Source organism: Candidatus Thiopontia autotrophica (assembly GCF_982804495.1).
Genome location: NZ_CEYDPX010000009.1, coordinates 1 through 16,068, shown reverse-complemented (window position 1 = coordinate 16,068; position 16,068 = coordinate 1). Strand labels below are relative to the sequence as shown.

At 46.7% G+C, this 16,068-nt stretch carries 14 protein-coding genes; 13 read left to right on the top strand and 1 reads right to left on the bottom strand.

What is annotated here, in order from left to right; genetic code table 11:
• Positions 1 to 28 precede the first annotated feature (28 nt).
• The 10 genes from lepA to rlmD all read left to right on the top strand — a co-directional run bounded on the left by lepA (position 29) and on the right by rlmD (position 8,837).
• Complete coding sequence (lepA, locus tag AC3ZFK_RS04195) at positions 29 to 1,831, top strand: translation elongation factor 4 (RefSeq protein WP_487506679.1); 1,803 nt, start codon at positions 29 to 31, stop codon at positions 1,829 to 1,831.
• 9 nt (positions 1,832 to 1,840) lie between these two features.
• A complete protein-coding gene (lepB, locus tag AC3ZFK_RS04190; RefSeq protein WP_487506637.1) occupies positions 1,841 to 2,611 on the top strand; it encodes a signal peptidase I in 771 nt (256 codons plus the stop codon).
• Positions 2,612 to 2,627: 16 nt separating this feature from the next.
• Positions 2,628 to 3,311, top strand: a complete 684-nt coding sequence (rnc, locus tag AC3ZFK_RS04185) for a ribonuclease III (RefSeq protein ID WP_487506636.1) — start codon at positions 2,628 to 2,630, stop codon at positions 3,309 to 3,311.
• Complete coding sequence (gene era, locus AC3ZFK_RS04180) at positions 3,308 to 4,219, top strand: GTPase Era (protein WP_487506635.1); 912 nt, start codon at positions 3,308 to 3,310, stop codon at positions 4,217 to 4,219. The genes rnc and era overlap by 4 nt, the downstream gene beginning before the upstream one ends.
• Complete coding sequence (gene recO, locus AC3ZFK_RS04175; RefSeq protein WP_487506634.1) at positions 4,212 to 4,958, top strand: DNA repair protein RecO; 747 nt, start codon at positions 4,212 to 4,214, stop codon at positions 4,956 to 4,958. The genes era and recO overlap by 8 nt, the downstream gene beginning before the upstream one ends.
• Complete coding sequence (pdxJ, locus tag AC3ZFK_RS04170) at positions 4,955 to 5,701, top strand: pyridoxine 5'-phosphate synthase (RefSeq protein ID WP_487506633.1); 747 nt, start codon at positions 4,955 to 4,957, stop codon at positions 5,699 to 5,701. The genes recO and pdxJ overlap by 4 nt, the downstream gene beginning before the upstream one ends.
• A 3-nt stretch (positions 5,702 to 5,704) precedes the next feature.
• Positions 5,705 to 6,091, top strand: a complete 387-nt coding sequence (acpS, locus tag AC3ZFK_RS04165) for a holo-ACP synthase (protein WP_487506632.1) — start codon at positions 5,705 to 5,707, stop codon at positions 6,089 to 6,091.
• Positions 6,088 to 6,993 (top strand): cysteine synthase CysM, encoded by a 906-nt coding sequence (cysM, locus tag AC3ZFK_RS04160; protein ID WP_487506630.1) that lies wholly within the window; start codon positions 6,088 to 6,090, stop codon positions 6,991 to 6,993. The genes acpS and cysM overlap by 4 nt, the downstream gene beginning before the upstream one ends.
• A gap of 47 nt (positions 6,994 to 7,040) precedes the next feature.
• Positions 7,041 to 7,439 (top strand): hypothetical protein, encoded by a 399-nt coding sequence (locus AC3ZFK_RS04155; protein WP_487506629.1) that lies wholly within the window; start codon positions 7,041 to 7,043, stop codon positions 7,437 to 7,439.
• Between the two features lie 63 nt (positions 7,440 to 7,502).
• Positions 7,503 to 8,837 carry a 23S rRNA (uracil(1939)-C(5))-methyltransferase RlmD gene (gene rlmD, locus AC3ZFK_RS04150; RefSeq protein WP_487506628.1) on the top strand — a complete coding sequence of 445 codons (1,335 nt, stop codon included), beginning with the start codon at positions 7,503 to 7,505 and terminating at the stop codon, positions 8,835 to 8,837.
• Between the two features lie 126 nt (positions 8,838 to 8,963).
• On the opposite strand, the gene AC3ZFK_RS04145 is transcribed toward rlmD, so the two are convergent.
• On the bottom strand, positions 8,964 to 9,113 hold the full coding sequence (locus AC3ZFK_RS04145; protein WP_487506627.1) for a hypothetical protein: 150 nt from the start codon (positions 9,111 to 9,113) through the stop codon (positions 8,964 to 8,966).
• 136 nt (positions 9,114 to 9,249) lie between these two features.
• Between AC3ZFK_RS04145 and AC3ZFK_RS04140 the strand changes: the two genes are divergently transcribed.
• The 3 genes from AC3ZFK_RS04140 to AC3ZFK_RS04130 all read left to right on the top strand — a co-directional run bounded on the left by AC3ZFK_RS04140 (position 9,250) and on the right by AC3ZFK_RS04130 (position 15,285).
• Complete coding sequence (locus AC3ZFK_RS04140; protein WP_487506626.1) at positions 9,250 to 11,070, top strand: DEAD/DEAH box helicase; 1,821 nt, start codon at positions 9,250 to 9,252, stop codon at positions 11,068 to 11,070.
• 620 nt (positions 11,071 to 11,690) lie between these two features.
• Positions 11,691 to 12,953: a tyrosine-type recombinase/integrase gene (locus tag AC3ZFK_RS04135; protein WP_489433736.1), complete on the top strand. Its 1,263-nt coding sequence runs from the start codon at positions 11,691 to 11,693 to the stop codon at positions 12,951 to 12,953.
• Between the two features lie 853 nt (positions 12,954 to 13,806).
• Entirely contained in the window at positions 13,807 to 15,285 is a 1,479-nt protein-coding gene (locus AC3ZFK_RS04130) for a hypothetical protein (protein WP_489433735.1), read from the top strand.
• Positions 15,286 to 16,068: the final 783 nt, after the last annotated feature.

Sequence of the window (16,068 nt, the reverse complement as noted above, 5' to 3'; positions counted from 1 at the left end):
GTCATTTTTTTAATTGACGGAACAAGTAGTGTACGACCTCTCGCAGATCAGAAATTTTTCTATTATTGCCCATATAGACCACGGCAAATCAACTATTGCCGACCGCTTCATTCAGGTCTGTGGTGGCCTCTCTGATCGTGAGATGTCTGCACAGGTGCTTGACTCGATGGATATCGAGAAAGAGAGGGGGATTACTATCAAGGCGCAGAGCGTCTCTTTGGAGTACAAGGCCAGTGATGGAAAGATTTATCTGCTGAATTTTATCGATACTCCAGGACATGTTGATTTCAGTTATGAAGTATCACGCTCTCTGGCAGCTTGTGAGGGCGCACTACTTGTGGTGGATGCGGCTCAAGGTGTTGAGGCACAGACAGTTGCCAACTGTTATACCGCAATTGACCTTGGTCTTGAGGTGCTTCCGGTTCTAAACAAGATTGATCTCCCTTCGGCAGATCCGGAACGGGTTATTGAGGAGATTGAAGAGATTGTTGGCATTGATGCTGCAGATGCCAAACGGGTAAGTGCAAAGACGGGATTGGGAGTTGATGAACTTCTGGAGGAGATTGTTGAGCTAATTCCTGCTCCACAGGGAGACCCTGACGGCAAGCTACAGGCGCTGATTATTGACTCATGGTTCGATAACTATCTTGGTGTAGTCTCATTGGTGCGGGTTGTGAATGGTAGAATCCGCAAGCGGATGAAGATGAAGGTAATGTCTACCGGAAATAGCCATCTGGTTGACCAGGTTGGTATTTTTACCCCAAAGCGTACTTCGAAGGATGAGCTGGTAGCGGGCGAGGTGGGATATATTATTGCTGGAATCAAGCAGATTGATGGGGCACCTGTTGGTGACACCTTGACCAATGCGGGAGATCCGGTTGAAGAGTCACTGCCTGGATTTCAGGAGGTTAAGCCACAGGTATTTGCCGGGATGTATACGGTTGATACTGATGACTATGAGGATTTTCGTGATGCTCTGGCCAAACTTCGTCTTAATGATGCAGCACTGGAGTATGAGCCGGAGGTGTCGCCAGCACTAGGTTTTGGATTCCGTATTGGTTTTCTCGGTATGCTTCATATGGAGATTATTCAGGAGCGTCTGGAGCGTGAATATGGTCTCAATCTCGTTACTACAGCGCCCACAGTAGTCTATGAGATTGAGAAGAGTGATGGTGAGATTATCCATATTGATAACCCCGCTGATCTTCCTGTGGTTAACAAGATAAGTGAGATTCGTGAGCCGGTAATTGTCTCCAATATTCTGGTCCCTCAGGATTATGTTGGAGCGGTGATAGGATTATGTATAGAGAAGCGTGGGGTGCAGAAGGATATGCAGTATATGGGGCGACAGGTATCTATTACCTATGAGCTTCCGTTATCCGAGGTGTTGGTTGATTTCTTTGATCGACTCAAATCAGTGAGCCGTGGATTTGCCTCAATGGACTACTATTTCAAGGCGTTTCAGGTTGCTGATCTGGTCAAGGTTGATCTGCTTATCAATGGTGACAAGATGGATGCACTGTCAATGATTGTACACCGAGATGCATCAATTTCGAGAGGACGCTTGCTGGCTGACAAAATGAAGGAGATCATCCCGCGGCAGATGTTTGATGTGGCAATTCAGGCCACCATTGGCGCCAAGATTATCTCCAGAACTACTGTTAAGGCATTGCGAAAAAATGTTACCGCTAAATGCTATGGTGGTGATATTACAAGAAAAAAGAAACTGCTTGAAAAGCAGAAAGAGGGAAAGAAGAGAATGAAGAGAGTGGGCAAGGTGGATATTCCCCAAGAGGCATTCATGGCAGTATTACAGACCAGTAAGAAATAGGAGGGGAGTATGCATCTCGATTTTTCAGGAATTTTGGTGATTGCATTAATGGTAACCGGTGGGATCTGGTTGCTGGATGCAAAATTCTGGGCGGAAAAACGTCAGGGAAGAGATATACCAATTTTGGTGGAATATGCGCGTTCCTTCTTCCCGGTTATTTTGATTGTTTTGATATTGCGCTCATTTATATTTGAGCCTTTCAGGATTCCCTCCAGCTCAATGCGTCCTACTCTGGTTGTGGGAGATTTTATCCTGGTAAATAAATTTGCCTATGGATTGCGCCTGCCGGTAGTGGATACCAAAATTCTTGAGGTGGGTGAGCCTCAGCGGGGAGATATCATGGTCTTCCGCTACCCGGAAGATCCAAGTGTGGACTATATCAAGCGTGTGGTCGGTGTTCCTGGGGACAGGATTGAATATAGAAACAAGAGGCTCTCTGTTAATGGCAAGCCAGCCAATATAACAAAGCATGGTTCCCATCTCTGGATGAATAATAGGTGCCATACCATAAACTCTCTGCGCTTTAGAGAACAAACCCCGGATAGTGATCATGAGATTCTGACTATTCCTCAACGCTCCTCACGAGCAGAGGGAGAGTGGGTGGTCCCAGAAGGCAGCTACTTCATGTTGGGGGACAATCGTGACAATAGTCGTGATGGTCGTTACTGGGGGTTTGTGCCAGAGGAAAATATTGTTGGTAAGGCAGTTGCTGTCTGGATGAGTTGGGATTTCAGTTGTGGAGATGGAATCAGCTGGAATCGAATTGGTTCGATAGAGTAGTCCGGGCCAAGAATAGATGCCGCACACCCCATTGGAACAACTTGAACAGCGACTGAACCACACGTTTCAGAATCCTGCTCTGTTGCGTCAGGCAGTTACCCATCGCAGTATGGGAAATCAGAATAATGAACGTCTTGAGTTCCTGGGGGACTCTATTCTTGGTTTTGTAGTGAGCGACATGCTCTACCACCACTATCCCGATGTTCCCGAGGGGGATCTCAGCAGGTTGAGAGCGCGTCTGGTGCGAGGAGAGAGTCTCGCGGAGATTGCCAGAGAGTTTGAGATTGGGGATGCTCTTTTGCTGGGGCAGGGTGAGTTGAAAAGTGGTGGATTTCGTCGTGACTCAATTCTTGCAGATGCTGTAGAGGCAATTATTGGTGCCATCTATCTGGATAGTGGTTTTGCCGTTTGCGAGGAGTGGCTAAAGAATCTGTTTGAGCAACGTATCAACAATTTGCCCCCACTGACAGAACTGAAAGATCCCAAGACCAGACTTCAAGAGTGGCTGCAGGCACGTAAACATCCGTTACCAAATTATGAGGTGGTTAAAGTCAAGGGTGAAGGGCATCTTCAAACCTTCATAATAACCTGCCGAGTTGATGATGTAGATGTGGTTACTCAGGGTGAAGGTGGCAGCAGAAGAAAGGCTGAGCAAGAGGCTGCAGCACTGGCAATAGCAAAATTGGAGAAAACCGGGTGAGCAAAATTGATGCTCAAATTAACAAAAGCGGTGTGATAGCAATTGTTGGACGGCCTAATGTGGGCAAGTCTACATTGATGAACCGAATTCTCGGGGAGAAACTGAGCATAACATCACGTAAACCGCAGACTACCCGTCATCGACTGTTGGGAATAAAGACTGTTGGAGGCTCTCAGTTTACCTATGTGGATACACCAGGAATTCACTCCAATGCAGAGACAGCGATGAATCGTTACCTGAATCGTGCTGCAGCAGGTAGTATGGATAATGTGGATGTGGTGGTTTTTGTGGTTGATGGAGGCAAGTGGAGTGAGGAAGATGATGCGGTTGTTGAGCTGTTAAAGCAGCAACACTGTCCACTTGTGGCAGTGGTCAATAAGATTGATCAGATTGGTGACAAGGAGAAGTTGTTGCCACTTATAGAGCAACTCTCAAAAAAAGCCTCTTTCGACGCTATTGTTCCGCTCTCTGCACTAAAGGGTAAGGGGGTTGATCAGCTGGAAGATAGGCTGGAGTCACTGCTTCCTGAGGGGGTTCATCTGTATGACGAAGATCAGATCACTGATCGTAGTGAGCGCTTCCTGGTGGCAGAGAGAATTCGTGAAAAACTGACTCGACAGCTTGGTCAGGAGTTGCCATACGCACTTACAGTAGAGATTGAACAGTTTAAGGAGTCAGGCAAGTTAACCGATATCTCTGCTGTTATCTGGGTGGAGCGTTCTGGACAGAAAGGAATTGTGATAGGCAAGAAGGGGGCACGCCTACGTACAGTTGGCAAAGAGGCGAGAGAGGAGTTGGAGGAGTTGTTGGGAAGAAAGATATTTCTACAGCTATGGGTCAAGGTAAGAGCTGGTTGGTCAGATGATGATCGTGCTCTGCATAGTTTGGGGTATAGAGAGGATGGCTGAGGCCAGCAGAAACTCACGAGATAAATTTCATCGTGCGTTTGTATTGCATGCCCGACCTTTTCGTAATACTAGTCAAATTATTGACCTTTTTACAGATGATGAGGGCAGGGTAAGTGTGGTAGCCAGAGGGGCAACACGTGGGGGGGCTAGAGGTAGATCACCACTCTCTGTACAGCTGCAGCCGTTTGCGCTGCTGCAGGTCTCCTGGAGTGGGCGAGGTGAACTTTATACCTTGAATCGTACAGAGGTTGTGGGGCGATCATATTCATTGCAAGGTAGAAGAACACTGTGCGGGTTGTATGCTAATGAATTACTGGTACGTCTGCTTCATAGAGGCGACCCCCACGTAAAACTGTTTGAACAGTATGGGGAGCTGTTGCACTCACTGGATAGTGGTGGTGATGAGGCGTGTCTATTGCGTGCTTTTGAGGTGCAGCTGTTGAATGCTGTAGGTTTTGGTTTTGACTTGCAGATAGATTGTGCAGGTGTACCTATTCACTCCGATCAGGTCTATAGTTACCACCCTGAAGAGGGAATGATGCCGTTCTCTTCCTCTAACGAAAAAGCTGTGACCGTTATGGGAAAGACCCTGGAGTGGCTACGTACGACTGAGAGCAAGGTTGAGAAGAGGGTTATGCAGGAGGCCAAATATCTTCTACGCAGTGCAATTGATTACCATCTGCCAAACGATATGCTGGAGAGTCGAAAATTGATAGCACAATATGGAGCACTGAATTGAGTAATGAAAATACCCTGCTGCTTGGGGTAAATATTGATCATGTTGCCACCCTTCGACAGGCTAGAGGGACGCTCTATCCAAGTGTGATGGAGGCTGCAATTATGGCAGAAAGGGGAGGAGCAGACGGGATTACCATGCATCTGCGTGAGGATCGTCGCCATATTCAGGACCGTGATCTTGAAGAGGTTGCTGCTCACGTCAAAACTAAAATCAATCTGGAGATGGCAGTGACTGAGGAGATGATATCAATTGCCGAAGAATTCAGGCCTGCCGACTGCTGTCTGGTCCCGGAAAAACGAGAGGAGCTGACAACAGAGGGTGGACTGGATGTAGCTGGACAGATCGAGAAGATGAGGGATGCAGCGGCTCGACTTGCCGCAGCAGGTGTCATGGTCTCTCCATTTATCGACCCTGATCCTCGTCAGATTGAGGCGGTTGCCGAGATTGGCGCTCCTGTCTGTGAGATCCATACAGGTCGCTTTGCCGATGCAACGGAGCAGAGGGAGAAGGATGAGGAGTTTGAGCGAATTCGTGAAGCTGTGATTTTTGCCAAGGAGCTAGGGATTCAGCCTAATGCAGGTCATGGACTTCACTACCAGAATGTCCAGTCAATTGCAGCACTGCCGGAAATTGTAGAGTTAAATATTGGCCACTCCATTGTTGCCCATGCCGTATTGGGCAAGGGGCTGGAGGAGTCCGTTAGAGAGATGAAGCGACTCATGATTGAGGCACGTAGCAACTAGTTTATGATTCTCGGGATTGGGACAGATCTGGTTGATGTGAAGCGCATCAGAGATAGTCTGGAACGTCATGGGGATCGTTTTGCTGAAAAAATTCTCTCAAAAGATGAGGTGCTGGAATTTCAACAGTGTGGGGAAAGGGTTCAGGCACATTTTTTGGCAAAACGATTTGCCGCAAAAGAGGCGACAGCCAAGGCTCTGGGGACCGGGTTTAGAGACGGGATTAAACTGCAGGATATTGAGGTAACCCACACAGAGAAGGGCAAGCCGGAGTTACTGCTGTCTGGTGGAGCAGAGCTGGAGCAGCGGCAGCTTGGGGTCACAGCTACCCATATATCTATCTCTGATGAACATGAACATGCAGTTGCCTTTGTAATAATGGAGAAGGAATGAAGTACCAAACGATGCAGTCTCTAGTAGGAAATACGCCAATGGTTCAGCTCTTGCGTATTCCTGGTGAAGAGAGCAGACAACGTAACAATACAATTCTGATCAAGCTAGAAGGCAACAACCCTGCTGGTTCAGTCAAGGATCGTCCTGCGTTGAGCATGATCAAACATGCCGAGGATCGCGATGAAATTAAGCCTGGCGACACCTTGATTGAGGCAACCAGTGGTAATACCGGCATTGCTCTGGCGATGGCTGCTGCAATCATGGGATACAAGATGATCCTGGTAATGCCGGAACATATGAGCATTGAGCGTAGATCATCAATGAAGGCATATGGCGCCGAGCTGGTGCTGACACCGGCAGAGGGTAGTATGGAGGCAGCTATCGACAAGTCACGAGAGCTGGAGGCAGAAGGTAGAGGAAAGATTCTCGATCAATTCTCAAATCAGGATAATCCGTTGTCTCACTATGAGGGGACTGGTCCGGAGATTTGGCGTGATACAGACGGTGAGGTTACTCACTTTGTGAGTGCCATGGGGACTACTGGAACCATTATGGGCACTTCACGCTACTTGAAGAAGCAGAGTTCTGCGGTACAGATTGTTGGGGTACAGCCTCAAGAGGGATCAAGCATACCCGGGATACGTCGTTGGCCGGAAGAGTATCTGCCAAAGATCTATGATGCCTCACGAGTGGATAGCCTTATTGATGTCTCGCAGGATGCGGCCGAAGAGATGACCCGTCGTCTGGCTGCTGAGGAGGGGGTCTTCTGTGGCATCTCGTCAGGCGGGGCTGTTGCGGCTGCACTGGAGCTTTCATGCAAGGTGAAAAATGCAACCATTGTGACCATAATCTGTGATCGTGGTGATCGTTATCTATCTACTGGAGTTTTCCCTTCTGAGTAGTTTTCCTGTACAATCCTGAGTAAATTAGTATGGAATAGGATTGTGGGATGAATCAGGGTGATGAGGCAGATCTGGAGTTCAATTTTGAAGCGCGTGTTCTTCTGGCACGTCGTGTTATGTCCCTGTTTAAAGAGTGGGATATAGGCAAAAAAGAGCAGATGAGACTGCTGGGGGTTGACGGTAAGGAGCGTATGCTTACCCAGTTCATGCATGGCACACCGATTCCGGATGAACAGAGTGTGTTGCAACGTGTTCGTCACCTTATTGGAATTGGTGATGCACTGTTTCATAATTTCCCAAGAAGCAGAGCAGGTGGCGCCATCTGGTTGCGTCATACCAATAAATATCTCAGTAAGCGTCCACCACTTACCATTATGTTGGAAGATGGCATTCCCGGGTTGAAACAGGTTTGGGTTAATCTGGACTGTACTCAGGGCTGGGATTAAGATCCCGGGTTACTGTTCGCTGGTGATATACTCTCGCGCTTAAAATTTCTCGAGAGTTACCTTATGGGCAGAAGACGCCGTAAACCATTACCCCAGGAGCCTGTTCAGGCAACTATTGAATCCCTTGCCCATGACGGGAAGGGGATCACCCATACTGATGGGAAGGTGGTCTTTATTCCGGGTACCCTGCCTGGTGAAGAGGTGCGCTACCGGCTGACTGGCCGACGCAGGAGTTTTGATTCAGGAACACTGCTTGAGGTGCTGACATCATCACCTGACAGGGTTGAGCCGCCATGCCCACATTTTTATGGATGCGGCGGCTGTTCTCTGCAGCAGATGGAGCCTGGTGCACAGATTAACTTTAAACAACAGACTCTTCTGGATAACTTCTCGCGCCTTGGTAAGGTGGCACCAGAATCCGTGTTGTCACCACTTACTGGACCATCCCACGGCTATCGTCGCAAAGCGCGTCTCGGAGTACGTTATGTCCCAAAGAAGGGTGGTGCACTGGTAGGTTTTCGTGAGAAACAGAGCGGCTATCTGACTGTTATGGACTCATGCAGTGTTCTGGTTCCAGAGGTGGGGGAGAGGATTGGTGATCTTCGTGAGTTGATTACCTCCATGGACGGGTGTAACAAGATAGCCCAGATTGAGGTCGCTTGTGATGATAGCCAGTCCCTGTTGGTTTTTCGTAACCTGGAGCAGCTCTCTGAGGCAGACCTCTCACGGCTGGATAAATTTGGAAAGGAGCATGATCTCAATATCTATCTGCAACCCAAGGGGCCTGATAGTGTTACTCCACTAAACCGGGACCATGAGGTGGAGCTTAGCTATCACCTGAACAGCTTTGATCTTGATTACAGTTTTCTACCAACCGACTTTACTCAGGTAAATAGTGCAATCAATCAGGAGATGGTGCCGCTTGCAATTGAGATGTTGCAGCTGACTGATCAAGACGAGGTGCTTGACCTGTTTTGTGGTTTAGGCAACTTTACCCTGCCTATTGCGAAAACAGCAGGTCATGTGGTCGGGGTGGAGGGGGATGAGGCATTGGTGCAGCGTGCGCGAGAAAATGCAGAGCGCAACAATATCGAGAATGCGGAATTCTTTGCTGTCGATCTTCAGGATGAAGAGACTGGTGGCATCTGGTTGAATGATCGTTACAACAAGGTTCTGCTGGATCCCCCACGAAGTGGCGCACTGGAGATTGTGCAGAAGATGGGTCATATCCAGCCTGAACGGATCGTCTATGTCTCCTGCAATCCAGCAACCCTGGCTCGTGATGCAGATGAGTTGGTGAACAATCAAGGTTACAGGTTGGTCTCTGCCGGGGTGATGGATATGTTTCCACATACCGCCCATGTGGAATCCATTGCGCTATTTGTCAGGGGCGATTGAGTATTTTCAGGATCAATCAGTAAGGCACATTGCAAGATGGTCTGTTCTTACCATCTATCTGTTGCAGACCAGTGACTGAGTCTAGTCGGCCAGATGCTTCTCCAGATTCCTGCACCGCATGCTGTTCTAATCAATCTCCTCGGTATAGAAGGCGTAGCCGTTGTGCCCCCGCTTCTTCGATCGGTACATGGCCAGGTCGGCGCTCTTCAACAGGGTTTCTGCACCGTCACCGACTATGGATGTGATGATTTTGGATGATTTTCCCCGTGCTTTCATGGGCAGATCAGTCTTGATTGTTCCTGAAGGTTAACGGCTGATCAACCTTGATTGGTCTATGCGTTGCTGGTTTCGAGGTGAGTAAAGATGCATTGTGGTAATATAAGCGCTTCCTGCTATTCTTGAGGCGCTAGCCATGACATTCAAAACCAAAGAGTTGCCTGCGTTTGATGCGCTGGGCATCAGCCCCGCTGTGCTGAAAGCCATTACCGAGATTGGTTATGAATCACCATCACCAATTCAGGCAGAGGCAATTCCACCGCTGCTTGAGGGGCGTGATATTCTTGGGCAGGCACAGACCGGTACCGGTAAAACAGCTGCCTTTGCGCTGCCACTGTTGTCACGGATCGACTTAAAGCTTCGCAAACCACAGGTTCTGGTGTTGGCTCCTACAAGGGAGTTGGCAATTCAGGTCTCCGAGGCGTTTCAGCGTTATGCTCAGCAGTTAAAGGGGTTTCATGTGGTCCCCATCTATGGTGGACAGGATTACCGTCAGCAGTTGCGGGCGCTTGATCGTGGTGTGCATGTTGTAGTGGGTACTCCAGGAAGAGTTATGGACCACATGCGTCGGGGTAGTCTAAAACTAAACTCTCTACAGTGTCTGGTTCTTGATGAGGCGGATGAGATGCTACGCATGGGGTTTATTGATGATGTTGAGTGGGTTCTGGAGCAGCTTCCTGAAAACCACCAGACAGCACTGTTCTCGGCAACAATGCCAAATGCCATCAGCCGTATTGCCAAGAAATATCTAAAAGATCCAGCACTGGTCAGTATCAAGGGAAAGACCACAACAGTTGAGAGTGTGCGCCAACGTTACTGGATGGTGAGTGGGTTACATAAAATGGATGCCCTGACTCGTATCCTTGAGGTGGAGGAGACTGATGGAATCATCATCTTTGTGCGCACCAAAATTATAACTACAGAGATAGCCGAGAAGTTGTCTGCAAGAGGGTTTGCAGCCGAGGCAATCAATGGTGATATTCCACAAAAGTTGCGTGAGCAGACAATCAACAAGCTAAAGAGTGGAAAACTGGATATCCTGGTTGCAACAGATGTTGCTGCTCGTGGACTTGATGTGCCACGAATTAGCCACGTTATAAATTATGATGTCTCATACGACACGGAGTCATACGTGCACCGGATTGGACGTACTGGGCGTGCCGGACGCAAGGGTGATGCTATTCTCTTTATTGCCCCACGGGAGAAACGAATGCTGCATGCAATTGAGCGTGCAACCAGACAGAAGATCGAGCAGATGGATCTTCCAAGCAATGAAGTAATAAATGATCGTCGTATCGCCAAATTCAAACAACGTATCACAGACACCATAGCCAAAGAGGAAGATCTTGAGTTTTACGGAAAAATCATCGAGTCATACCGTATCGAGCATGATATCCCTGCACTTGAGATTGCGGCGGCTTTAGCAAATATGTTTCAGGGGGATACCCCGCTTCTGGTAAAAAACCAGGAGAGGAAGAGACGTAATGAAAAAAGTCGTCACGAGGGCCGCTCTAGAGAGAGGGCTGATAGCAGAGTAGAAAGGGGTAAAAAACAACGTCGTGAGAGCAGCAGAAGGGAGCCTCTTCAAGCAGGTAGAGAACGTTTCCGTCTGGCAGTTGGGTCTGCTCATGAGGTAAAAGCGGATAATATTGTTGGTGCCATTGCTAATGTAGCAGGTCTCTTTAATGAAGATATTGGCAAGGTTGAGATTCATGAGCAATACAGTACTGTAGATCTACCAGAGGGAATGCCCAGGGATATATTCCGTGAGCTGAGAAAAACCTGGGTATGTGGGCAAAAACTGGAAATCTCCCGTATTGGTGGAGAGGACAGTGGAAATCAGCCTCCGCGCAAGAGGAGGGGTGATAAAACGGGCGGGAAGAAAAAACAGCAAGGTGCAAAGCGCAGAGGGAGACCATCAAAAGGAAGATCAAAAAAAGGTCAGCCGGGCAGCTGAAGAAACTGCCTGTGCTTAAAAAACAGGCAATCAGCTGGTGCGTGTAAATGGCCTCAGGCAATCATGAAAAAATTAAGTTATCTACAACTTTATCAACAGCTATTGTGGAGAAGCCGGTTTCTGCTTATTGTCTTATGGGCTTACAAAATCGAACAATAATTCAAATCATAAAATTGGTGTAACCTGCTGAATTTAGGTTAATCTATAAATAAATTTTCCAGAAGTTAAAGTTGTTTGTAACTTATTGTTTTGCTGTGAACCTGCCAATATTTACCTGTCCTCATCATCAGGTTATTCTAATATCCACATGTTTGTGGCTATATATTGGATAAAGAAAAAAGGAGTTACGACGCTAATCGTAACTCCTTTTTATATGGCTCCCCCGACAAGACTCGAACTTGTGACCCAAGGATTAACAGTTCCTTTTCCATTGTATATACCACGCATGTAAAAACAGTATATTGTCGTGTATATATGCGGAAACCGCATGTATGTAAGGTATGTTGACATTCACTGTATATCACCCTATATTAGTTCATATCTATTTTCAAGGTTGCCCCGAGGTTGCCCCAGAAAATAATGATCATTTCACCAGTGTTTTACTGTTTTGAAGGACTAATATGGCGAATAAATTCAATTTCACGCAATCTAGGGTTAGGGCTATTCAGCCTCCAGAAAAGAAGGGTGCAAGGGATGTCTATCATGACCAAGGGCAACCAAAGCTAATCTTGAGGGTGTCTGCTACGGGTAATAAAAGTTTTGCAGTGGTGAAGAAAGACTCGAAAGGTGCAACCAAGAGGGTGACGATAGGAAACTTCACGGACATCACTGTTGACGACGCCAGAAATCGTGCCAAGGATATTCTGTCTGATCTCAATAAGGGGATTGATCCTGTTGAAGAGAAGAGGTTATCAAGGGCTAAAACTCAAACTTTGCAGGAGTTGCTTGACTCGTATCTTGAGGATCATGCTTTAGAGTCAGTTACTGTTACTGACTATAAGAGAAAAATAAAGTGGGGTTTTGAGGAATGGTTGAAGAAACCAGCTTCACAGATTACAGAGAGCATGGTTCTGGCTAGGCACAAGAAGTTAACCAAGAGGGGAAAGACTGCAACGAATGGCGCATTTAGACCGTTGAGGGCAGTGCTGAACTACGCAATCACTAAGAAAGCAATTAATCATAACCCTGTGGCTGTTCTCAGTGCCGGCAGGCTGTGGCACAAGGAGCGTAGAAGGACAGACATAATTCGCCCAAAGCAACTAGGCGAGTGGTTGAGTGCTGTTGATCAGCTAGAGCCAGCAATGCACAGAGTTGCATTCAAAATGTTTCTTTTCATGGGGTTTCGGATCACAGAGACTTATAAAATCCAGTGGAGTGATGTGGATCTGGATAATGGTTTGATTGTGCAAAGAGATACCAAAAACCATACAGATCATGAATTGCCTATCCCTAAAATTCTACTGCCAGAGATTGAGAGACTTAAGAGGGACGCTGTAGAGCGGTTAGAAGAGGGGGAAGAGTTATTACCGTTTATGTTCCCAGCTATAAAGCGAGATTCATTCCATGGCAGACCCAAGTTGCAGATAGCTTCCTTGAACAAGAAACTTGGTTTTCACTTCAGTCCCCATATGGCACGACACACCTTCACAACGATTTGTGAGGCTGTAGGGATACCTAAGACCATGATTGATAGGTTGACCAACCACACTATGACAAGCGATGTAACAGCTGGATATATCCACACGGAAGTTGAAACCTTGAGAGAGGCTATTAACAAAGTTGCGGACTATATCGAGGAGCAAGTTAAGGTAAGCAAGAAAGAGGAAAATAAGCGGTCAGAAAGTGATGGTGACGAATCAAATGTGGTTCAGTTGCGGGGATAATAAAACAGAACAAACATAGAACAAAAGCTTTACTTTCTCATATACACTACATTATAATTAATTGCGTAGGGTTCTGGTGCGCTACTGACAAACGGGTAGACACCAAAACATAGCCGAACTATAGCACCCCCTATTCTGGTGGATAATGTTGACAGCCCTTATTTGGGTAGGCTTCTAAACAGGGTAAATCCCTGAAAGGAATGTCAGCATGTGCAAATTACTTACTCCCAAAGAGACTGCTCACAAATTAGCAACTACTCCAGCCAATTTGGCGCAATGGCGGTGCTTGGGAACTCACAATCTTCCATATCTGAAACTTGGTACTGATCAGAGGGCAAGGATACGATATAGAGAGTCCGATATTGAGAAATGGATTGAGGATCACATGGTTGGGGGTAACGGATGACTGTTCTCCCAGAATACACCCCAAAATCAGCCAAATTCAGGCAACGAGTCAATGACAAGTGTAAGGACTGCACTTATGACGAGTTTGCCCCAGGAACATGGCGCAAACAGGTCGAAAACTGCACTAGCGTTGATTGTGCGTTGCATGGTGTCCGTCCCCTAACAAGTTTGTCCTCTAAACAGAGGGGGCAATTATGAAGTTCGTTTATTCCCGTTTCCCTCTAATGGCAATCAGAGATTTTGCGGATACTCAGGCAGTATTTCACGGCAGTCTGGTATATCAACACTCTCGCAAGTACTTCCGCAGCGGTGACTACACTAACTGGGAGATGCCCCCGTTCGTCATGTATGGGAACTCTGTTCTTATCAACCCTGAATCGTATTATGAGTGGTTATTAGACAGTGGCTTGCTTCAGAAAAATCCTCACGTATGCGCGGAGGGGGCGAAATGAATTTTACAATCCACATGTTTAGAGACCCGGATTGTGGCGATTGTAAGGGTGGTGATCATTGCCCAAAGTGTCTGCTACTCGACCCTAAAGCGTATGGCGTTAGTGTTCCCCGTTACCAGGTTGGTAAGTTTAGTTGTGACTTCCGACCGAGTGGAGCTGGAGCAGATGATCTTCTTTATGCCATTCAGCGGAGGATTAGTGATGCAGGTATTGACCCTATTGGTAAGGGGCTACAGCATGTGGTTGCAAATCTATGCAAGAACAGGGCTACGCGCCATAACAAGCGAGATACTTATGTTGATCTTAATGGTCAAAAGATCGGATGGAAGGCAATCAACAAGGCTGTAGAGGGGTTATGCAAGGTTTATCTGCTTGTTAGAGAGAAGGGGGTGAAGGGTAGGAGTGCTGGAATAATCAAACCCACCTGGGCATTTCAGTTTCTGGCTAGCCGTTACATGCCTCTTTTCGTTAACAGTCCAAGAGCTGTCATTCTGAAGACTCGTCCAACAAGAGAGGAGAAGAAGGAAGGTAAACGTGCACAGAGGCTTCCAATCAGTAATGTTGGATCTTCAATTGGTAAGCTAGAGAGTAGGTTGAATGAGATCCGTGAATTTCTGGATAAACACCCATTGTTACTGATGAGGCATCCAAATGAAGTCCGAGTCATGAAGCCAATCTTGAGTATGCAGTTTAGTGGCAGTTTTAGACTTAATGGCAGGGTCTACCCAGTAGGTGATAACGGCTATAACTTGCTTAGTATGGGTAACGATAGCTATCAAAACATAGTAAGAGAGGAGCGCCGTATCCTTTGGTTAGATGGTGAGTTAGTGGCAGAGCCAGATTTCAGCGCCCACCATATTAGATTGCTATATGCGCTTGAGAATACATGCTATGACGACTGTTACAGTGATAGAGATCCGTACCACCTTATCCTTAATGGTGGGACTGTTGACAGAGGTATCTGCAAAAAGATAGTCATGATTGCTGTGAACAGTACCAGCCGTAATGAAGCTATTGCTTCTTATCGGAAGCAAATGGAGACATTTGTCGACTCAAGGGAGAGAAGGGGGGAAAAAGTCAGGGAAGCACCATACTGCAGCAATATCAGTGATGTGTTTGACGCCTTTGTTGAGAAGCATGACGTGATAGCGAAGCATTTTTGTAACGGTGGAAACACAGGGCTAAAGCTAGGAAAGATTGAGGGGGCAATTATGGTGAATGCAATGTATGACCTGATGAAACAAGGGATACCTGCATACCCTGTACATGACTCTTTGCTTGTCCCGCAGTCAAAGGAGAACAAGGCTATCAAGGCACTGGAGAAAGCTTACCACCAGGCAATGAGAGCGTTAAAACGCAAAAACTATGGGGAGCCTGTAATCGCTCCTAATGACAAGCCAAGGGTCAGGTTTAGACCATTGGAGCAATCTATGTTTAATGAGCGTTTAATCGTGAGGGCATACAATCGTGCATAAGATAGGAAAAATGACCTGCGTACTTTGGGGTCTAAAACCTTCGGATAAAGGCAAAATCAGCAAACTATATCCGACACTTTCTGAGGGTAAAGTACGGAGGTCGAACCCTATATAAACACTAAGGAAACTGCAAATCTTGGGGGTCAAAAAGTATCCGCAAGTACCCCATATATACTAGAGTACCCACCCCCGGCATGGTTTGGTTACTTATGTCTAGTTGCCTTTCTTCAACGATTTGGTTGCTAGTAATCTTGAACTTGATTTGTTCAGTCGATTTACAGAAACTTCTTTGGTGATCTATACAATGGTTGTAGCAGTGTGATGGAAGGGATTTTTTTTTGCACAGCAATCAGGTGATGGAAGAAGCGCCTTTAGCGTTGGAGCGCAGTCACCTCATCCTTGGCAGCCTCTAGTACAACTTTCGCCTTCTCTGTTATCAAGAGGTATTAGGTGGGTTTAAGTAATAGGGAAATGACAGCATGGGACACACTCTTCCCAGTCCTTTTATCGACATGTTCCGTCATTTTATCGACATTTTCCACGAAGATACTGATTTTTATCAAATCTTATGCTAATATTGTACACTTTTCTATACAAACCTTTAATTCACCAACCAGACAAAAAAGAGCATTAACAACAACCTAAAACCTGCCTCACTCTCATCGAATTTTGTTCATTTAACCACGTCACTAACTGTGATGTGCGACAAAGCCGACGACGAGTCTATGTCAGTAGATACGCCATTCCCCAGTCTTTTCTAGTGAAAGCACATTTTTTATCTGT